Annotated in this window: 19 protein-coding genes; 15 read left to right on the forward strand and 4 right to left on the reverse strand. The window is 63.5% G+C overall.

Annotated elements, in window-relative coordinates:
• Positions 1-22: 22 nt before the first annotated feature.
• Positions 23-1,435 carry an FAD-binding oxidoreductase gene (locus JQ611_RS14615; RefSeq protein WP_249133182.1) on the reverse strand — a complete coding sequence of 471 codons (1,413 nt, stop codon included), beginning with the start codon at positions 1,433-1,435 and terminating at the stop codon, positions 23-25.
• A gap of 127 nt (positions 1,436-1,562) precedes the next feature.
• On the opposite strand from JQ611_RS14615, the gene JQ611_RS14620 reads away from it, so the two are divergent.
• A complete protein-coding gene (locus tag JQ611_RS14620; RefSeq protein ID WP_212266650.1) occupies positions 1,563-2,048 on the forward strand; it encodes a thioesterase family protein in 486 nt (161 codons plus the stop codon).
• Between the two features lie 22 nt (positions 2,049-2,070).
• Here JQ611_RS14620 and JQ611_RS14625 read toward each other — a convergent pair whose 3' ends face one another.
• On the reverse strand, positions 2,071-2,244 hold the full coding sequence (locus JQ611_RS14625) for a DUF1328 domain-containing protein (protein WP_212266403.1): 174 nt from the start codon (positions 2,242-2,244) through the stop codon (positions 2,071-2,073).
• 280 nt (positions 2,245-2,524) lie between these two features.
• Between JQ611_RS14625 and JQ611_RS14630 the strand changes: the two genes are divergently transcribed.
• The 9 genes from JQ611_RS14630 (at position 2,525) to JQ611_RS14670 (ending at position 12,813) form a co-directional block, all read left to right on the forward strand.
• The gene (locus JQ611_RS14630; protein WP_212266401.1) at positions 2,525-5,221 is read left to right on the forward strand and encodes an ATP-dependent helicase; all 2,697 of its coding nucleotides are present in this window, start codon (positions 2,525-2,527) and stop codon (positions 5,219-5,221) included.
• Between the two features lie 249 nt (positions 5,222-5,470).
• Positions 5,471-6,100: a L,D-transpeptidase gene (locus JQ611_RS14635; protein WP_212266647.1), complete on the forward strand. Its 630-nt coding sequence runs from the start codon at positions 5,471-5,473 to the stop codon at positions 6,098-6,100.
• On the forward strand, positions 6,101-6,250 hold the full coding sequence (locus JQ611_RS41730) for a type II toxin-antitoxin system HicA family toxin (RefSeq protein WP_212266644.1): 150 nt from the start codon (positions 6,101-6,103) through the stop codon (positions 6,248-6,250).
• Positions 6,251-6,629: 379 nt separating this feature from the next.
• Positions 6,630-8,219, forward strand: coding sequence for an ABC transporter substrate-binding protein (locus JQ611_RS14645; RefSeq protein WP_212266399.1), 1,590 nt, complete (start codon positions 6,630-6,632; stop codon positions 8,217-8,219).
• 95 nt (positions 8,220-8,314) lie between these two features.
• Complete coding sequence (locus JQ611_RS14650) at positions 8,315-9,250, forward strand: ABC transporter permease (RefSeq protein ID WP_212266397.1); 936 nt, start codon at positions 8,315-8,317, stop codon at positions 9,248-9,250.
• Positions 9,251-9,416: 166 nt separating this feature from the next.
• Positions 9,417-10,238: an ABC transporter permease gene (locus JQ611_RS14655; protein ID WP_212266395.1), complete on the forward strand. Its 822-nt coding sequence runs from the start codon at positions 9,417-9,419 to the stop codon at positions 10,236-10,238.
• A complete protein-coding gene (locus JQ611_RS14660; RefSeq protein WP_212266393.1) occupies positions 10,235-11,215 on the forward strand; it encodes an ABC transporter ATP-binding protein in 981 nt (326 codons plus the stop codon). The genes JQ611_RS14655 and JQ611_RS14660 overlap by 4 nt, the downstream gene beginning before the upstream one ends.
• On the forward strand, positions 11,208-12,236 hold the full coding sequence (locus JQ611_RS14665; protein ID WP_212266391.1) for an ABC transporter ATP-binding protein: 1,029 nt from the start codon (positions 11,208-11,210) through the stop codon (positions 12,234-12,236). Before JQ611_RS14660 ends, JQ611_RS14665 begins: the two co-directional genes overlap by 8 nt.
• A 157-nt stretch (positions 12,237-12,393) precedes the next feature.
• Positions 12,394-12,813, forward strand: a complete 420-nt coding sequence (locus tag JQ611_RS14670; RefSeq protein ID WP_212266389.1) for a hypothetical protein — start codon at positions 12,394-12,396, stop codon at positions 12,811-12,813.
• Between the two features lie 70 nt (positions 12,814-12,883).
• On the opposite strand, the gene JQ611_RS14675 is transcribed toward JQ611_RS14670, so the two are convergent.
• Both JQ611_RS14675 and JQ611_RS14680 read right to left on the reverse strand, forming a co-directional pair.
• Complete coding sequence (locus JQ611_RS14675; protein WP_212266387.1) at positions 12,884-13,111, reverse strand: cysteine rich repeat-containing protein; 228 nt, start codon at positions 13,109-13,111, stop codon at positions 12,884-12,886.
• 93 nt (positions 13,112-13,204) lie between these two features.
• Complete coding sequence (locus tag JQ611_RS14680) at positions 13,205-13,594, reverse strand: hypothetical protein (RefSeq protein ID WP_212465826.1); 390 nt, start codon at positions 13,592-13,594, stop codon at positions 13,205-13,207.
• Between the two features lie 66 nt (positions 13,595-13,660).
• Between JQ611_RS14680 and JQ611_RS42460 the strand changes: the two genes are divergently transcribed.
• From JQ611_RS42460 to JQ611_RS14700, 5 genes are all read left to right on the forward strand, one after another.
• Positions 13,661-13,795, forward strand: a complete 135-nt coding sequence (locus JQ611_RS42460; RefSeq protein WP_283816754.1) for a hypothetical protein — start codon at positions 13,661-13,663, stop codon at positions 13,793-13,795.
• 440 nt (positions 13,796-14,235) lie between these two features.
• Positions 14,236-15,993 carry a Spy/CpxP family protein refolding chaperone gene (locus tag JQ611_RS14685; protein ID WP_249133167.1) on the forward strand — a complete coding sequence of 586 codons (1,758 nt, stop codon included), beginning with the start codon at positions 14,236-14,238 and terminating at the stop codon, positions 15,991-15,993.
• Between the two features lie 190 nt (positions 15,994-16,183).
• Positions 16,184-17,863: a hypothetical protein gene (locus JQ611_RS14690; protein ID WP_212266383.1), complete on the forward strand. Its 1,680-nt coding sequence runs from the start codon at positions 16,184-16,186 to the stop codon at positions 17,861-17,863.
• A 10-nt stretch (positions 17,864-17,873) separates the two neighbouring features.
• Positions 17,874-19,352, forward strand: a complete 1,479-nt coding sequence (locus tag JQ611_RS14695) for a UbiA family prenyltransferase (protein ID WP_212465827.1) — start codon at positions 17,874-17,876, stop codon at positions 19,350-19,352.
• 207 nt (positions 19,353-19,559) lie between these two features.
• Positions 19,560-20,036 carry a VOC family protein gene (locus JQ611_RS14700; RefSeq protein WP_409411272.1) on the forward strand — a complete coding sequence of 159 codons (477 nt, stop codon included), beginning with the start codon at positions 19,560-19,562 and terminating at the stop codon, positions 20,034-20,036.
• Positions 20,037-20,092 lie beyond the last annotated feature (56 nt).

The raw sequence follows: 20,092 nt of genomic DNA on the forward strand, positions 1-20,092 counted from the left end.
GCGGGAGAATTTGCGCCCGGCCCTAAACCGCCGGCACGATCTTCCCGGGATTGAAGATGTTTTGCGGATCGAGCGCCTTCTTCAGCGCGCGCATGGCGTCGATCGCCTCATCACCGAGTTCGGCCTTCAGGTATTTCTGCTTGCCCTGCCCGATGCCGTGTTCGCCGGTGCAGGTGCCGCCCATCGCCTGCGCGCGTTCGACCAGGCGGTGCATGAAATCCTCGCCGCGGGCCATCTCGTCGGCGTTGTCGACGTCGCAGACCAGCGAGCAGTGGAAATTGCCGTCGCCTACGTGACCGACGATCGGCGACAGCAGGTTGAGCCGCTTCAGATCCTCCTCGGTCTCGGTGACGCAATCGGCCAGCCGCGAGATCGGCACGCAGACGTCGGTCGCCACCACGCCGGCGCCGGGACGCAGCGCCTTCACCGACCAGTAGGCGTCGTGCCGCGCCTGCCAGAGTTTGGTGCGGTCCTCCGGTTTGGTGGTCCAGGTGAAATCACCGCCGCCGCATTCGCCGGCGATTTCCTTGAAGTTCTTCGACTGCTCCGCGACCTCATTGGCGCTGCCGTGGAATTCCAGCAGCAACAACGGCGTCTCCGGCAGCGTCAGTTTCGAATAGGAATTGCAGGCGCGCACCTGCTCGGCGTTGAGCAGTTCGATGCGCGCAACGGGAATGCCGGTCTGGATTGCAAGGATCGTCGCCTGGCAGGCGCCGCGCACGGTCTCGAACGAGCAGGCGGCGGCCGCAATCGTCTCGGGAATGCCGCGCAGCTTGATGGTGAGCTCGGAGATGATGCCGAGCGTTCCCTCGGCGCCGACGAACAGATGCGTCAGATCGTAACCGGCGGAGGATTTCTTGGCCCGCGTGCCCGTGGTGATGATTTCGCCGTCGCCGCGCACGACCTTCAGCGCCAGCACGTTGTCGCGCATGGTGCCGTAGCGCACCGCGTTGGTGCCGGAGGCGCGGGTCGAGGCCATGCCGCCGAGCGAGGCGTCGGCGCCCGGATCGATCGGGAAGAACACGCCCTGGTCGCGCAAATGTTCGTTCAGCGCCTTGCGGGTCACGCCGGGTTGGATCACGCAGTCGAGGTCGTCGGCATGGACCTCCAGCACCTTGCTCATGTCGTGCAGATCGATGCAGATGCCGCCGGCCGGCGCATTGACCTGCCCCTCCAGCGAGGTGCCGGTGCCGAACGCAATCACGGGAACGGTATGCTTGGCGCAGATCCGCACCACATCCTGGATATCGGCGGTTTCCTGCGCCATCACGACAGCGTCGGGCGGCTGGGTCGGCAGCCATGTGGTGGTATGGGCATGCTGTTCACGCACCGCCTGCGAGGTGATCAGCCGGTTGCCGAACCGCGCCGCCAGCGCCTCAAGCGCGCTTGCCAGCGCCTGCGGTTCCGGCCGCTTCTCATTGCCCGATATCGTCATCGCCACGCAAAATTCCTCCCGGCTTTGAGCGGACCGTGGCAAAGGATATATGAGGGGTCAAGAGAGATCGGCCAAACAGGGATGGATGATGACTTCAGCTTCAGCCGCCAAAGACAAGCTATCCGATATGCCCCTGCCTTCTGCGCCATTCCTGTCGTCGGTGATGCAGATCGAGCCGCAATGGATCGATTACAACGGCCATCTCAACATGGCCTATTACAACGTGATGATGGACCGCGCGATCGATGAAATGTGGCTGCATCTCGGGATCGGCCCTGCGTACATGAAGGAGCGCCACGGCTCGACCTTCACCGCCGAATGCCATGTGCGGTATTTGCGCGAGATTCACCTCGGCGATCCCGTGCAGGTCACGGTCTATCTGCTCGCGGCCGACGAGAAGCGCATTCATACGTTTGAAGAGCTGCGCCACGCCACCGAGGGCTGGATCTCCGCGACTTCGGAGAACATGACCATTCACATCGACATGAACGCGCGCAAGGCCGCGCCGTTTCCGCCCGATATCCGCGCCCGCATCCAGGCTGTGGTGGATAGCCATGCGGCCGTTCCACGTCCCGAGGGCACCGGCCGGAAAGTGGCGATGCCCTCGAAATAGCGCCTGGAAGTAACGCTGGCGGCTAAACCCGCGTGCGTCCACGCACCAGACCGACCACCGCCGAGACCAGGAACAGGATGATGGCGATGAAGAAGATCGCCTTGGCGATTTCGATGGAGGCGCCGGCGATACCACCGAAGCCCAAAATACCTGCGATCAATGCGACGACCAGAAACGTAACGACCCAGCTTAGCATGACACGACCTCTGTTTGGTTGCGATCGGCGCGGTTAAGAGGATCGCGCCAGCTCATGCCAAAACAATCCGTCCCGGCAGCGATGGTTCCTGGGTGCGAAACCGGGAATATTTGTCAATAAGGCGGAACAAAATCGCGGAGGCCTGCGAAAAACGGTCCCGGGATAACGCCGGATTAAACCTGTCAAAACGGCCGGACAGGCCCTATATGGCGCTTAATCCCTGCTAAGAAGGCTCCCCTTCACCGCCTCACGGTGCCATCGTGGGGACAAGACGATTCGCATGACAGAGCCGAGCAAGCTGCCCCATCACGGCGTTCCCGAGCACCAGCCCGCAGCTGGCGGCATCGCCGCGCGTGCGCGCGCCACGGCGGCCCCGCAATATCTCAACGGGCTAAATCCGGAGCAGCGCGACGCCGTCGTGACGCTGGACGGCCCGGTGCTGGTATTGGCCGGCGCCGGCACCGGCAAGACGCGCGTGCTCACCACCCGCATCGCCCATATCCTGAGCCAGGGCCGGGCGCGCCCGCATGAAATCCTCTCCGTGACCTTCACCAACAAGGCCGCACGCGAAATGAAGCTGCGGCTCGGCCAGATGCTCGGCCAGGCCGTCGAGGGCATGCCGTGGCTCGGCACCTTCCACTCGATCGGCGGACGCATCCTGCGCTACCACGCCGAACTGGTGCAGCTGAAATCCAATTTCACCGTGCTCGACGTCGACGACCAGGTCCGCCTGCTGAAGCAATTGCTGCAGGCCGAGAACATCGACGACAAGCGCTGGCCGGCGCGGATGCTGGCCGGGCTGATCGACGGCTGGAAGAACCGCGGCCTGACGCCGCCGCAGGTGCCGGCGGGCGAAGCCGCCGTGTTTGGCAACGGCAAGGGCGGCAAGCTGTACGCCAGCTATCAGGAGCGGCTGAAGATCCTCAACGCAGCCGATTTCGGCGATCTGTTGCTCGAGAACATCCGCCTGTTCCGCGAGCACCCGGATGTGCTCCGGCAATACCAGAGCCGGTTCAAATTCATCCTGGTCGACGAATATCAGGACACCAACGTCGCGCAGTATCTGTGGCTGCGGCTGCTGTCGCAGGCGCCGAGCAAGCCAAGCGTGCCGCTTTCTTCCGTTATTCCGGGGGCCATCGATACGCCCGTCATTCCGGGGGCGACCTCCTCCGTCATTCCGGGGCGCGTCGAAGACGCGAACCCAGAATCTAGAAGTGAAGAGGACTCACCTCGAGATTCCGGGTTCGCACCTGGCGGTGCGCCCCGGAATGACGAGCGAGGCGCCCTTCCCGCGATGACCGCGCCGAAAAACATCTGCTGCGTCGGCGACGACGACCAGTCGATCTATGGCTGGCGCGGTGCCGAGGTCGACAACATCCTGCGCTTCGAGCACGATTTCCCCGGCGCGAAAGTCATTCGTCTCGAACGCAATTACCGCTCCACCGGTCATATCCTCGCCGCCGCCTCGCATCTGATCGCGCATAATGAAGGCCGGCTCGGCAAGACGCTGCGCACCGAGGATGTCGACGGCGAGAAGGTCACCGTGACCGGCTCCTGGGATTCCGAAGAGGAAGCCCGCGCCATCGGCGAGGAGATCGAGGAACTGCAGCGCGCCGGCGACAACCTCAACGAGGTCGCGATCCTGGTGCGGGCCTCGTTCCAGATGCGCGAGTTCGAAGATCGTTTTGTCACGCTCGGCCTGCCCTATCGCGTGATCGGCGGTCCAAGGTTTTATGAGCGCGCCGAAATCCGCGACGCGCTGGCTTATTTGCGCGTGATCAATTCGCCGGCCGACGATCTTGCCTTCGAGCGCATCGTCAACGTACCCAAGCGCGGGCTCGGCGATGCCACCGTGCAGATGCTGCACGACCACGCCCGCAAGCGCCGCATCCCCTTGTTCGAGGCCGCCCGCGCCGTGGTCGAGACCGACGAGCTGAAGCCGAAGGCGCGCGGGTCCTTGCGCGATCTGATCCTGCATTTCGACCGCTGGCGCGCCCAGCGCGAGGTGACCGCGCATACGGAGCTCGCCGAAATCGTGCTCGACGAGAGCGGCTATACCGAGATGTGGCAGAAGGACCGCTCCGCGGATGCCGCCGGTCGGCTCGATAACCTCAAAGAGCTGGTGCGCTCGATGGAGGAGTTCGAGAACCTGCAGGGCTTCCTCGAACACATCTCGCTGGTGATGGACCGCGACGGCGGCGCCGAGGAAGAGGCCGTTTCGCTGATGACGCTGCACTCGGCCAAGGGTCTGGAGTTCGACAACGTATTCCTGCCCGGCTGGGAGGAAGGCCTGTTTCCGAGCCAGCGCACGCTCGACGAACAGGGCCGCGCCGGCCTCGAAGAAGAACGTCGTCTCGCCCATGTCGGGCTGACCCGCGCCCGCCGCCGCGCCAAATTGTACTTCGCCACCAACCGCCGCATTCACGGCACCTGGACGACCACGATCCCGTCGCGCTTCCTCGACGAATTGCCCGCGCCGAATGTCGAGATCACGGAATCCAAGGGCGGCTCGGGCTGGGGCGGCAGCGGCGGCTACGGCGCCTCGCGCTTCGACAACATGGAATCCTTCGGCTCCAGCTACACCACGCCGGGCTGGCAGCGCGCGCAGGCCAATCGCGCGCGCAACAATCAGGGCGGCCGTCACGGCCAGACCCGCGACGGTTTTGAGGAAAGCCAGTCGCCATTTTCGGGTTCGCGTAGCGATACCTCAGGTTCGCGCGGCGAAACCTCTGGTTCGCGCAGCGATACCTCCTTCGGCGGCGGCTTCTCCCGCACCAAGCGCGGACCGATGGTGATCGAGGGCGAACTGGTCGCCAAATCCACCGGCACCGTTTCGGAGTTTTCACTGGATGACCGCGTCTTCCACCAGAAATTCGGGTACGGCAACGTCGTGAAGATCGACGGCAACAAGCTCACCATCGCCTTCGAGAAGGCCGGCGAGAAGAAGGTGGTCGACAGTTTTGTCGAGCGGGTGTGAACCAAGGGCTTTCTGTTCGTCCAGGCCCTGACCATCTCATCGGACATTGCCGATCTTCGAGCGGAGCATTCGAAAGTTCGACGAGAGTCTGAGACTCGGCTTCACGATCCGCAAGTGCACGCAGGTCGACGATTCGAGCGCGGAACTCGATGGTTGCCCCCCGTTATCGCGGGGTTGCTTTCCAACGACGCCATTATTTTAGCACTATTTGAGCTGCAAATAGATCGGTCTAGCGCTTTGGGGGTCGCGGTGCCGAGATCCGGACTGGCGTTGATCCTAGTAGGGTTGCTTGGGTTTTTACTCAGCAGCTGCATGCAAGCGACGCTCGCTCCGTCGTCGAATGCCAGCTTGACCCAGAGGGACCGGCAGTTGCTGGCCGACGCGCCTTATGCGCAGGCGAGTATTCCGGAGACCTATCGCCGGCATATTGTCGACTACATGCGAAAAGAGCAGCCGGGCACGATCCTGGTCGATACCAACGCACGCTTTCTGTATTACGTTTTGCCGGGAGGCAAGGCTATCCGCTACGGCGTGACGGTGGGCGAGGAAGCGCTGGCCTGGTCCGGCGTCGCTACTGTTGGCCGTATGGCTGAATGGCCGGACTGGATTCCGACGGCGGAGATCCAAGCCAGGCTCGGCCCTTATCCCAAGCGCGTTGCCGGAGGCCCGGCCAATCCGCTGGGCGCGCGGGCCATCTACCTTTACGAAGGCAACAAGGACACGCTGTACCGCATCCACGGCACCAACCAGCCGGAATATATCGGCCATGCCATCTCGTCCGGCTGCATCCGCATGACCAATGAGGACGTCATTGATCTCGTGAATCGGGTGAAGCCAGGCGCGATCGTCGTCGTCCTCCCACCGGGCCGGAGTGCATAAATTCCACATCACAAGTTTCGTCATCCGGTATCGAACAAGATCACCATCATCACTCATCCGAAGCGGGATATGCCAGTTGGCACAGTCCGCGCGATCTACCGGCAGGTCGGCTGGGACAAGTATTGGGAGTTCGCGATGAGCGGCGGTTAGTCTTGAGATTTCTGGCTTGGTGATGGCGCCGGCCCGGGTGGACCGCCATCAGGAACCGGCATCAAGGCTTACGACGGTTATTTCGTCTTTCGGAACCCCGGCTTTACGGGCCCAGCACGGAACCAAAAATCCATTCAATCGCAATCGCTTACACGCCCGCGCAAGTTGCGCGCCAGGGAGCGGGAGCGGTCAAATCGATTCCGGAGAACGCGAAGACATCCCGGACCAGATGGCGCACCGCGTGCTGTCTTCCTGCGGTCGTCCCTTCTCGCCTTGAGGCTGCAAGATCGTCAGCAACACGAAACGAGGACCTTGCGCTCGATATGCCGCGAGTGATCAACTCTCGGACCGGAATGCTCCTGCACGGTTGGAGAAAAACATGATGTTCAAGAAGATTGCGATCGTGGCTGGTTTGGGACTGGCGTTATCAGTCACGGCGGAGGCCCAGACGCCGCGCAAGGGCGGCACCATTCGGATGACGGCGCCCTATGGCTCGAGTTTCACCAGCATGGACATTCATACGACGCAACGCGCCCAGGACGAGATCGTCGCCAAGGGCCTGCATCGGTCGCTCTACATTTGGGACTCGGCCGAGGGTAAGCCGGTTCCGGAGCTTGCCAAGGAGGCCATCGTCTCGGGCGGCGGTCTTGTTTATACCTTCAAGCTGCGCGACGACGCTTATTTCCACCATGGTCGCAAGATGACGGCTGACGACGTCATCTGGAGCTACAACCGCATCATGGACGGCGCGAAGGCCTATCCCGGCGCGCGTTTTGTCCGAATGATCGAGGGCGCCTCCGAGGTCGAGAAGGGCAAAGCCAAGGAAATCTCCGGCCTGAAGAAAATCGACGATTTCACGCTCGAAATGAAGCTGACCGAGAAGGTCGATCCGGGTTTCTACTTCTTCACCGCGCTGACTTCGATCTATCCGGCCGACGAGGGTGCCAAGGACAGCTTCATCCAGAAGCCGATCGGCCTTGGGCCGTTCAAGTTCGTCGAGCACGTGCCGGGATCGCGCGTCGTGCTGGAGCGGTTTGACAAGTTCTACAAGCCCGGCAAGCCGTACGCCGACAAAATGATCGTGTCGATCATGGGCGAAGCCGCGGCGCGCGATGTCGCCTTCCGCAACAAGGAAATCGACACCTCGGTGCTCGGGCCCGCGCAGTACGTCGCCTATCAGGCCGACCCCGCCCTCAAGGGTACCATCGTCGAAGTCGCCGAGGTCTTCACGCGCTACATGGGCATCAATCCTTCATTCAAACCGTTCTCCGACAAGCGGGTGCGGCAGGCCATCAACCATGCGATCGATGCCGATCTGATCATCAGCAAGCTGGTCAAGAACAAGGCCTATCGCGCCACCAGCTGGCTGCCTTTGACCTCACCCGCCTACGACAAGACCATGAAGCCGTACGCCTTCGATCCCGCGAAAGCAAAACAGTTGCTCGCGGAGGCGGGCTATCCCACCGGCTTTGAATTCGAATGGACGGCGAGCCAGAATGAAAGCTGGGGCCTGCCGATCGTCGAGGCCATCATCCCGATGCTCGACAGGGTGGGCATCAAGGTGAAGGTCAAGCAGGTCGAGACCGCCGTGCTGGCGGAGGTCGCCCGCAAGGGCGAATTCCAGGCCTTCATCTATTCCCAGGCCACCGGCCCGGACCCTCAGGCCGCGCTGAAATGCTTCCACTCGGCGACGCCGCAATCCGCCTGCAACTACACGGCTTTCAAGAACGCGGATTTCGACAAGCTGCTCGATGAAGCCGGGCAGACCGACGACGCCGCCAAGCGCGTCCAGCTGCTGCAAAAGGCCAATGCCCTGCTCTATGACGAAGCGCCGGTCTGGTTCTTCAACTACAACAAGGCGGTCATGGCGGTACAGCCGTGGCTGAAGGGGATTCAGTTGAACGCGACCGAACTGACGCATCAGAACGTCGAAGACCTCTGGGTCGACGAGACCTCCCCCGCCAAGTGACTTGACCTACAAGTGACCTACAAGTGACACGCGCTCTCGCCCTCCCTCCATCGCAAAAACACAAAAAACGATAGAGGGAGGGAGGAACAGGTCTGATGCTCTCGTTCGCTATCCGTCGAATCCTGCAAACCGTTCCGACCGTGCTGGCTGTCGTGCTGGTGATCTTCGTGCTGTTCAGCGTCGTGCCGGGCAGCATCATATCGAGCATGAACGATGACGGACGGGGTCCGACGGACCCGCAGGTCGTGGAGCGCATGAAGAAACAGCTCGGCCTCGACGATCCCGTCTATATCCGCTTCAGCTCCTACGTCGCCAAGCTCGCGACCGGCGATTTCGGGACGTCGTTCCGGACCCGTGAGCCGGTCACGACGATGCTCGCCAAACGGATGTGGCCGACGCTGCAATTGATTTTCGCGTCGATGACGTTTGCGATCGTGATCGGGGTACCGCTGGGTTTCATCGCAGCGCTGCGGCCGGGCAGCTTCGTCGACACGCTCTCGATGGTCCTGGCGGTGTCCGGGCTTTCAATGGCCAAATTCTGGCTCGGGCTGCTGCTGATGTACCTGTTCGCGTTGAAACTCGGCTGGCTGCCGAGTTTCGGCTACGGCGACGGGGGGCTAAAATATCTGGTCCTGCCTGCCGTGACGCTCGGTGTCTCGCCGATGGCGCTGCTGGCGCGGACGACGCGCGCCGCGGTTCTCGAGATCATGACCGCGGATTTTGTCCGCACCGCGCGCTCGAAGGGCATGAGCGAGACCCGGGTCGTGAAGTGGCATGTGATGCGCAACGCGCTCGTCCTCATCCTCACCACGATCGGCCTGCAATTCGGCGCGTTGATGGGACAGGCGGTCGTCGTCGAGAAACTGTTCTCCTGGCCGGGCATCGGCTCGCTGCTCGTCGACAGTGTCCTGCAGCGCGACCTTCCTGCCGTCCAGGGCTCCATCCTCGTCGTGGTGCTGTTCTTCCTGACCATCAATACGATGATCGACCTGCTCTACGCCGTGATCGATCCCAGGATCAGATACGCATGAGCACTAGAGCGTTTTCCAGCGAAGTGGACGCCGGTTCGCGTGAAGAAAACGCGTCAAATCAAGAATCTGGAGCTCCGTTCCGATTCCATCGGAACGGAAAAAGCTCTAGCCGGCCCGAGCACGCCTGCGAACGATTGACTGTACCGCCTGCGGCGGGGTCGCCGCGATGAAGCTCGGCGCCAATCTCGTCATCGGCGGGGCGTTGTTCGCGCTTGCGATCTTCGTCGGCCTGCTCGCGCCCTGGCTGGCGCATACCGATCCCGTCATGGATGCCAACCTTTTGAATGCCGAGGAGCCGCCGAGCTGGATCTGGTGGTTCGGCACCGACGCGCAGGGCCGCGACATCTATTCCCGCGTCGTGCACGGCGCGCGCATCTCGCTGACGGTCGGCATCGTCTCGCAACTCGTCAACAGCGTCATCGGCGTGACACTGGGCCTGACCGCGGGCTATTGGGGCGGCTGGTGGGACGATTTCGTCAACGGGCTGACCAATCTCATGCTCGCGATCCCGTCGTTGATCTTCGCGCTTGCCATCATGGCGGTCCTTGGACCCGGCCTGACCAGCCTGCTGATCGCGCTCGGGTTGACCAACTGGTCCTTCACCTGCCGGATCGCACGGGCATCGACGCTGTCGCTCAAGAGCCAGGGTTATGTGCAGGCCGCACGGGTGCTTGGCTACGGCGATTTGCGCATCATGATCACGCAGCTGCTGCCGAACATGGTCGGCCCCATCATCGTCATCGGCACGCTCGGCATGGGCGGCGCGATACTGGCCGAAGCCGCGCTTTCGTTCCTTGGCCTCGGGGTCCGCCCGCCCTATCCAAGCTGGGGCAGCATGCTTTCGGAGGCCCGCGACCAGATCACGACGGCGCCGTGGCTCTCGATCTTCCCCGGCCTCGCCATCTTCCTGACGGTGCTAGGCCTCAACCTGCTCGGCGATGGCTTGCGTGACATTCTCGATCCACAGTCGCGGAGCCGGCGCACATGACGGGCTCTCCTTTGCTCGAGGTCGAGAATCTGCGTATCGATCTCAACTATCGATCCAGCCATGTCGCGGCGGTCGAGGGCGTTTCATTCCGCATCGACCGTGGCGAGACCTTCGGCCTTGTCGGTGAATCCGGCTGCGGCAAGAGTATTACGGCGCTCGCTTTGATCGGCCTGTTGCGCCAGCCGCTTTCGATCGGCGCCGGCGCCATACGATTTGACGGCCGGGAGATCCAGAGACTTTCGGCGGCCGAGCAACGCGCGCTGCGCGGCAATCGCATCGCCATGATCTTCCAGGAGCCGATGACGGCGCTCAATCCGGTCTCGCCCGTGGGCCGGCAGATCGCCGAGATGTTCGTGCTGCACCAGGGCAAGGACTGGCGGGAAGCCAACCAGCTGGCGGTCGAGGCGCTGGCGAGCGTCCGCGTCCCCGCGCCCGAACGGCGGGTGAAGGATTACCCGCACCAGCTTTCAGGCGGCATGCGTCAGCGCGTGATGATCGCCATCGCACTCGCATGCGGGCCGGATCTTCTGATCGCCGACGAGCCGACAACCGCGCTCGACGTCACCGTGCAGGCGGAGATAATCGAGCTGATGCGCAATCTATGCGCCGAGCGAGGCACCGCCATTTTGATGATCAGCCACGATCTCGGCCTGGTCGCCAATGTCTGCCGCCGCGTCGCCGTCATGTATGCCGGCCGCATCGTCGAGGAGCGCGGCTCGGACGACATCTTCCGCGCCAGCGCGCATCCCTATACGCAAGGCCTGGTCGACTCGCTGCCGCGGCTGGGGAGCCGCGCTGCCCTTGGCCGGACGCGGCTGACGGAGATCGCGGGCGTCGTCCCGGCGATCACGGATTTCCCGGACGGCTGCCGGTTCAATCCGCGTTGCGCGCGGGCGACCGACATTTGCCGGACAACCGAGCCGGAGACGACCTGGCTCGGTGCAGGCGGGTTAGTCAGGTGCCATCACCATGCATGAACCTGCGGCGAGGTCCGGCGACGATGTCATCCTCAGCGTGGAGGATCTCGCGGTCCATTTTCCCGTCGGTGGCGGCTTGCTGGGCGGCGGCCGGCGGCTGCTCCGTGCGGTCGACGGCGTCGATCTCGAACTGAAGCGCGGTGAATGCCTCGGTCTGGTCGGCGAATCCGGATGCGGCAAGTCGACGGTGGCGCTTTCGATACTGGGCCTGCAGGCGCCGACGCGGGGCCGCATCGTGCTGGACGGCCAGGTCGTGACGGGCCGGCAATCGGGCGATCGAAAGGCATTGGCCCGCATCGTGCAAATCGTGTTTCAGGATCCCTACGCCTCGCTCAATCCACGCCAGACCGTTCGCCGCACGCTGGAAGACCCGCTGCGCCTGCACGGCGTAACCGCCAAAAGCGAAATCGACGCACGCGTTGCGGCGATGCTCAGGCATGTCGGCCTGCGGCCCGAGCAAGCCGGCCGCTACCCGCATGAATTCTCGGGCGGCCAGCGTCAGCGCATCGGCATCGCCCGCGCGCTGATCCTCAATCCCAGGATTGTCATCTGTGACGAACCCGTATCGGCGCTGGATGTCTCGATCCGCGCCCAGATCATCAACCTGCTGCTGGAACTGAAGGAAACGCTCGGCCTCTCCTACATCATGATCAGCCACGACCTCGGCGTCGTCGAGCACATGAGCGACCGGGTCGCCGTCATGTATCTCGGCCGCATTGTGGAGACCGGCCACTGGCGCGAGATCTTCGAACGGCCGGCGCACCCATATACGCAGACCCTTATATCAGCCATTCCCGATCCGCTGCGCCGCGCGCCGCTCGCTACGACACCGGGCGAGCTTCCCAATCCGCTCAATCCACCGGACGGCTGTGCGTTCAGTCCGCGCTGTCGTTATGCCGAAGCCGTGTGTCGTCGCGAGCCCCGGCCATCGCTTGAAGCGCGTCCCGACGGACACGCGGTCCGCTGCTGGCGAGCCGACGAGATTGCCGGTCAGGCGGCGCTGGCCTCGACCGAAAGCTGAGATCCCCAGCAGCGTTGTCCCGCACGACAGCCCAACTGCCACTTGTTCCCGGTCAGGTCAGCCATACGGAGTACCCCCAGGTGGCGACGCCTCCGGTTGAAAGGCCGCGTAGGCTCGATGACTTACAAAAGCGGGTTTGGGGGAAACGGAGGTTTCCATGACCAACTCCAATGGACGACCGACGCGTTTCTATCGGTTGATCGCAGCTCGCGTGGCAGGATTGAGTGCGGCTGCTTTTCTCGGGATCAGCACAGCCTATCCACATGACGCGATGCGGCCAGAACTCAACACGTGGTTCAAGAGTCTCAAGAACAAGGCGGGCGTAGGGTGTTGTGACTCCGGAGATGGCCAGCACGTGGAGGCCGAGTGGGATATGGCCAAAGGTGGCTATAGGGTCCTGCTGAAGCATCCGCATCGGCCAACCGAACCGGGGCAATGGTTCGACGTGCCATACTCCGTCGTGATCGACCAGCCGAACCTCAGCGGCATCGCGATGGTTTGGTGGTGGCCGCGCTTCGACACCCGAGGAAGTATGATCCCTATGTTGCGCTGCTTCATTCCGGGACCGGCTGGGTGATCCGCTGAGCAAACAATAGCGCCCGCAAGTGCGCTACGGTCCAAACCCGACTTGGCGAGAACACAGCGCCTCACATGCCGCGGCTGGCAAATACCTTTTGGCAGCCCGTGCTCAGCTTGGCCCTGTTCTGTTGCAGGCATGTTTGAACCGCCCCGTCATCGCCCAATTGCTGCCGGCAAAAGCGCTGTGCATCTCGTGTGCAGGCCTGCTGTTCCTGCGGTGTACCCTTCTGACCCTGTGCAAACGACAGCGAAGTCTCGGTCAGCAAGATGATTAGAACGAGGACGATTGAACGCATGACGATTCTCCGTGTGTTGACGGGAACAAAACGTTGCTCCCCGTCTGCGGTTCCTCGATCGACATACCCGGTGGGCCTGGCAGCGGCGGGCCTTTATCCGGCCCGCCGGGACGAATCATATTTTCGGGAAAAAGCGGCAACTTTTTTCGCCCGATCGAATTGAAAGCAAGCGCGAAAGATTGGGAGTTCAAAATGGATGACGAGTTTCCGCTGAAGACTGCCGTTGATCGAGCCTGGACCGTGCACCTGGCCACGCACGATGATGTTGACGCGGCCGATCCGCGTCGTTGCTCGCTTGAGAGGTACCTGAGCGGAAAATGGCAAGCTGGTGAAAGCGATCCCGAAGAACTGACATGCTCCGGACTTTCGTATCTGGATCGCCTCGGATCCGAGAGTTGGTGAAGGCATGATGGCAAGCTTTGCAAAGACCCTGAGCGGACTCGCCACACAAAGCGCGCGACCGGATTGGACGCTGGCCGCCATTGCAACTCTCATGGCGGCCGGCGTCGCAACGTCGCTTCGGTATGCATTTGGATAAGGACCTGAGCGATGGCGGACAGGCGAGGCTTGAGATTCATCGGACTTGCCTTTGCAATCGTGGCCCTGGCCGTGACTGCGACAGCGGCGGTGGTTGCGACCGCTGAGGCCGAGCGGCTCGACGTGCAATCGACCCGCCAACCGTAAAAACGGTCTTGCGCCGATCTTGAATTTGGTCAGGTTTTTGAGTTTCGTCAGGCTTGTGCGTCGGCAGCCTGCGTCGCAACGCCGCAATGAGAATTTTAGATCGATTGCCGCGCTCGCGCGTTGAGAGTGACGGGCGACTAACGAGCTGCCAGGTAGCGACGATCATGCTTGCACCCAGCCTTCGCCTATCAGCATTTCTTCTCGGCGTTTCGATGGTAGCGGCGAGCGTGGGCTCTTCCGCCGCCCAGGAGAAAAGGCATGGACCGCCTGCGGCCGCGGGCCGGCCTGCGGGACCGCCGCCCGGCATGGCTCACCCTGCACCGCCTCCTGCCATGGCGCGCCCTGCACCGCCCCCCGCCATGGCGCGGCCTGCACCGCCCCCCGCCATGGCGCGGCCTGCCCCACCTCCCGCGATGGCGCGCCCTGCCCCGCCGCCCGCTATGGCGCGGCCCGCCGCGCCAGCGTTCCGTCCGGCCGCGCCGCAGCAGCGGCCGGCGATGGCGCCCCGTCCGGCGCCACAGATCGCCGCGCCACCGCGCCCCGTCGCTCCGAGAGTAGCAGCACCGTCGCGCCCCAGCGCACCGGCTGTCGCGAGCCCATCCCGGCAGGATCGGATCGGCCAGCGCGAGCAGCGCATTCAGCCGCCGCAGCAGGCGATGCAGGAGCGGCAGCGCGACGGGCTTTCGCCCCAAAACGCGCAGCGCCGGGAGCGCATCGACCGGTTGCAGCAGCGCGTGCAGGATTTGAAGTCCCAACAGCCGGAAGGCCGGCGCGCGCAACGCGCGCAGCAACGGTTGCTGCAAACCGAACAGCGGCAGCTGCAGCGTGAAGAGCGTCTGCAGCGGCTCCAGCAAACCGCGCAGGAACGGCAGCGCGATACGCTCACGCGAGAAAGCGCGCAACGCGAGCAGCGCATCGATCGACTGCAGCGGCGCGTGCAGGAGCTGCAGTCGCGACAGCCGGATGGCGTGCGGGCACAACGCGCGCAGCAACGATTGCTGCAAACCGAGCAGCGACAGCTCCAGCATGAGCAGCGCCTGCAGCAACGCGACCTGGCGCGCCGGCAGGAACTGGGAATGCCGCCTTCCGGCAGGCAGGCCGAGACCGCCGCTGCCGCGGTGCAGGCCGCCGCCCGCGGGCGGTTTGCCGAGCGCTTCCGCAGCAATCCTGATCCGCGCGTCCAGGCGGCGCTCGAGGGCGGGCGGCACGGCTGGGCTCCCCGCCACGCCTGGAAGCGTGGCCTGCGCGCGGCGTTTGTGCCGTGGGCCGGCCACGTGTTCTGGCCCTATGCCTATTCCGACATTTTCGAATACACGTTCTGGCCCTCCGGCTACGACGTCGGATACTGGGCTTACGCCTACGATGACTTCGTCGATACCGTGTTCTGGGGCGCGGATAGTCCGTATTCCGCCTATGCCAGGCTCGGCTCGACTGATTCCCGGGAGAGCGACGGCGCAATCGGCGGCTCCCGGCCGCGCGAAAGCGCGGGCATGAGTCCACAGGCTCTCAAGCAACTGTGCAAGGAGCCCGAAAAGGGTATCACCGCCTGGCCGATCGCTTCGATCGAGGAGGCGGTGCGGCCGACGCCCGAACAGCGCGCAGTGCTTGACGATTTGAAGAACGCGGCAGCAATGGCCGCCGATGCGTTCAAGGAATCTTGCGTCGACTCGTTTGCGATGACACCGCCCGGCCGCTTGCGGGCGATGATGAACCGCCTCAGCGCCACGCTCGAGTCCGTGCGGATCGTGCGGCCGGCCCTGGAGAAATTCTACAGCTCGCTCAGCGACGAGCAACAGGCCCGCTTCAACGCGCTCGGCCCCGACATCAGCGAACGTTCGCAACCGCAGCCGCAGCAGGAAGCGAACGCGCAGCCGGATAGCTGCGGCGAGCCAAAGCCCAGCCTGACCAACCTGCCGATCGAGCGGATCGAAACGGTGATACGTCCGGCGGGCAAACAGAAGGAAGCGCTCGACCGCCTGCGCGAGGCCACAGAGAAGGCCGTTCAGACGCTGCAAGCTGCCTGTCCGGTGGACGTACCGCTTACGCCGGTCGGGCGGCTGGAGGCGATGGAGAAGCGGTTAGAGGCCATGATGCAGTCGGCCAAACTGGTGCAGCCGGCGCTCGATGATTTCTATGCCACGCTGGCCAGCGAGCAGAAGGCGCGCTTCAACACGCTGGGGCGGTTTGCGGGCCGCTGATTGCAAGCGACCGATCGCCCGAAATTTGTGTGCCAATGATCGACACTGTTGTGCCAACAGCGTCACTCTGAAACGCCCGAAAAGCAGTGCGATGAACGTTCATCTTAAATAGTTACCGTAACTTTTAAAACGAGTTTGCTCTCGCTCCAAAAGACCATATCGACCAAAGCGCGATAGCTGAGGGTTCGATATGACGGAAGCAAGTTACGATCTCATCAGGTCCCGGGCAGCATCTTTCAATTGGCGGATCACTGCGATTGCTGCGTTCACGGTTTTGGTCGTGGCCGTTGCGGCATTGGTCCACGTCGTGCCTTACGGCCGGGCGGTATGGGATTTCGTCTTCATCCTCGATGGCGCCTATCGCATCGGTGTCGGGCAAGTTCCGCACGTCGACTTTGCTTCGCCGATCGGCCCGCTCACGCTTTACCTGACCCATTTTGCCGAACGGCTTTTTCCCGGCGGACAGCCGTTCATCGGCCTGCACGCGCTGGCGTGGCTCATGGTGGTGCCGCCGTTCGCCGTCATCGCGTCGCGCATTCAATCGCCCTGGGGATTTTTCGCCAGCTTCGCGGTTCTCGCGGTGGTGGTTCTCGTGCCCTACACGCTCGACTCCAGCATGCTCTCCGAGATCAGCTATTTTGCCACCTATAACCGCTTCGCCACCGCGATCCTGTTCCTGGCAGCACTCTGGTATGTACTGCCGAAGGCCCGTGGCGACGGCGTGTTGCTGGGTTACCTGCTGACCGCCCTGATCTTCATCAAGATCACCGCCGCTATCGCAATGCTCGGCCTCGTCGTCGCGGCCGTGCTGCTCGGACGCGCGCGACCCGCCGCGCTGTTCGCCATGCTGTTCGTTACCGCAGCGTTGGCGGGACTGGTCGAACTGGCGACCGGAGGGCTCGTCTCCGGCTACCTGCACGACATCGTCTCGATGAGTGCCTTGAACCGGGGCGGCGCCGTTTTCCGGCTCGCCGCCTCCTCGGCGCGCAATTGGCTGCCGCTTGTGGTCACGATCACGATCGTCGTGCTCGCGGCCCGCGAACTCGATTTCATCGCGGCGGTCAGGCGCCCGCTCAATTTCGTGCGCGAGACCATCGCCCGGGAAGCCTTCGTCGTGGACGCAGCGCTGCTGGTCGCTGTAGCGCTGGCCGCGGAGAGTCAGAACACCGGCGGCGTCGGATTGATTGCCGCCGCGGCCGTACTTTTCCACCCGAGCCTGCGCACTACCCGTGGCTGGCGCCTGATCGCCGCAGCGGTACTCGGCGCGACGCTCGTGCTGCCGATGGCCGACGTCGTCGAAAAGCGCGTCGTCTCGACCTTTGTAAGGGAAAAGCAGGGCACGACCGACCACGGCTTTTCAACATTCCTTCCGGGCATGCGCGTACCAACAGCCACCCTCGCCGGCTCCCGGCTGATGACGCGCCTGCAATCCGAATGGCTGCCCTTCCTCGACGAGACCGCCAACAACGGCTTTGACCTCGACGGCGATCCCGGCAGCACGAGCCCGGCGACGCGCGCGGCGTGGGCTGTCAGCGTTGCCGAGGCCGGAGCGAACTTTCAGCGGCTCGGCTACGCGACCAAGGCGCAGCGCTATACGACCATCGATTTCGCCGAATCCTTTCCGCGGCTGCTCGGCCTGACGCCCGCGCGCGGCACCACCCTGGCGATGGATTTCCGGCGCACGGTGCCTGCGTTTTCCGTGACCGAAGCGTCGGCCTATCTGGCGGACGCGGACGGTGTGTTCTTCCGTACCTGTGTTCTCCCCGGCGCGACCGACACCAATCCAGCGACCTTCCGAACCGTGCTGGAACGGGAGTTCACGCGCCACAAGCTGCATCCCTGCTGGGATTTCTACAGCCGTACCCGCTGAAAGGGCCCGCATGTCCACCTTACCCCTGCCGCTTGCACTCTCCGATCCGCGCGAGGCGCCGCAACCGCGGCCGCTGATCCTCGATCTCGATGGTACGCTGGTGCGCGCCGACATGCTGCTTGAAACCGTGCTCGCGCTGCTTCGAGCCGCGCCGTGGCGGTTGTTCGAGATCGGGCTGTGGATGCTGCGTGGCCGCGCCTATCTCAAGCGCCGTCTCGCCGAGGAAACCAACATCGAGCCGGACGTTCTGCCGTTCAATGAAGAACTGCTCGCCTACGCGGCCGATATCGCGGCCAGCGGACGGCCGGTCTATGTCGCCACCGCCGCCGACGCCAAAGTCGCGGAAAAGGTCGTGCGGCGGATCGCCTTCATTCGCGGCGTCATCGGCAGCGACGGCTTGCGCAACCTGAAAGGCGAAGCAAAGGCACAGGTTCTCGCCGAACGATTCCCTGACGGATTCGACTACGCCGGCGATGCGCGCGCCGATATTCCGATCTGGCGCGTAGCCGAAAATGCCATCGTCGTCGAAGCGGCAAGTTCGGTCGAGCACGCCGCCGCAGGCGTTGCGACCGTCGCCAGGGTGTTCCCGCGACCGTCCCGAATCCGTGCATTGGTGCGCAGCATGCGTCCGCACCAATGGGCGAAGAACGCGCTGGTTTTCGTGCCGCTCATCCTCGCCGGACTGGTCTCTCATGTGGACGCCGTCTACGCGACGACATGCGCGTTCCTTGCCCTCGGCCTGGTCGCCTCATCCACCTATCTCGTCAACGATATCTGGGACCTGACCGACGACCGCAGCCACTGGTCGAAGCGAAACCGGCCGCTGGCAAGCGGACGCCTGCCGCTTGCAACGGCGATCGCAGCCGTTCCGATCGGATTGTTCGCAGGCATCGCCGTTGCGGCGCTGGCCGGACCGGCGACCGTTGCCGTCGTGCTGCTGTATCTGGCCGTCACCCTGCTCTATTCGTTCGCGCTCAAGCGCATCCCCATTCTCGACGGTTTTGTTCTCGCCGGATTATTCACGCTGCGGCTCGGCGCCGGCATCGTGGCGTCAGGCGCGCCGCCGTCGCCCTGGCTGCTGGTGTTCGCGATGTTCCTGTTCGCCTCGCTCAGCTTCGCAAAACGCCACACCGAGGTCGCCCGCGTCATCGAGCGCGGCGGAACCGAAGTCCGTGGCCGCGGCTACAAGTCCATCGACCTGCCGCTCATCATGGGAATCGGCATGGCGACCGGGGTCGCCGCCGTGCTCATCATGGTGCTCTACATCATCAATGACGCCTTCCGGCAGAGCTTTTATGGCAACACCGCCTGGCTCTGGGCTTTTCCGGCCATCCTGTTCCTGTTCGTGTGCCGGATCTGGCTGAAATGCGGACGCAGCGAACTGCACGACGATCCCGTGGCGTTTGCCGTCACCGATCGGCCGAGCCTGGCGCTCGGCGGCGCCCTGATGGTGTGCTTCGGACTGGCATGGTCGGGCGTGTTTGGCTGACATGCCGCCACTTGCGTATCGACGCCCGGAGGTTCCGCGTCGTCGGACGTGGAAGACACAGGTTGGCGCCCTGTAAAACAACCCAAAAAAAACCACAGGACGATGTCGGATTCGGCCGACCCCGTTCGTCGTTTCGCCACGCCGATCGGACCGGCCTGGACACCGCAAGCGGCACCAAGCGAAGCGAAAGGATGAGAAATGGCCAAGATGACTGCCAAGAACACGATTTGCGTATGGTACGACAAGGACGCCGAGGCGGCTGCTCGCTTTTACGCCGAAGTCTTTCCCGACAGCGCCGTGCACGCCGTCTACCGCGCACCGAGTGACTACCCCTCGGGCAAGAAGGGCGACGTGCTGACCGTCGACTTCAAGGTTGCCGGCATTCCCTGCATCGGCCTCAACGGTGGCCCCATGTTCAAGCAAACCGAAGCGTTTTCGTTTCAGATCGCCACCGACGACCAGGAAGAGACCGACCGCTACTGGAACGCCATCGTCGGCAATGGCGGCCAGGAGAGTGCATGCGGCTGGTGCAAGGACAAATGGGGCGTTTCCTGGCAAATCACGCCGCGCGTGCTGACGGACGCGATGGCGGCCGGCGGCGCCGAAGCCAAGCGCGCCTTCGATGCCATGATGACCATGCAGAAAATCGACGTAGCCGCGATCGAAGCGGCGCGGCGCGGTTGATGTTCGCCGGGTAGAAGTGGCTGGCCCGGGCTCGGTCGTCGCGGGTGCAAAGCGGA

It is taken from the genome of Bradyrhizobium sp. AUGA SZCCT0182, from assembly GCF_018130185.1.
In the GTDB taxonomy this organism is placed as follows: Bacteria; Pseudomonadota; Alphaproteobacteria; order Rhizobiales; family Xanthobacteraceae; genus Bradyrhizobium.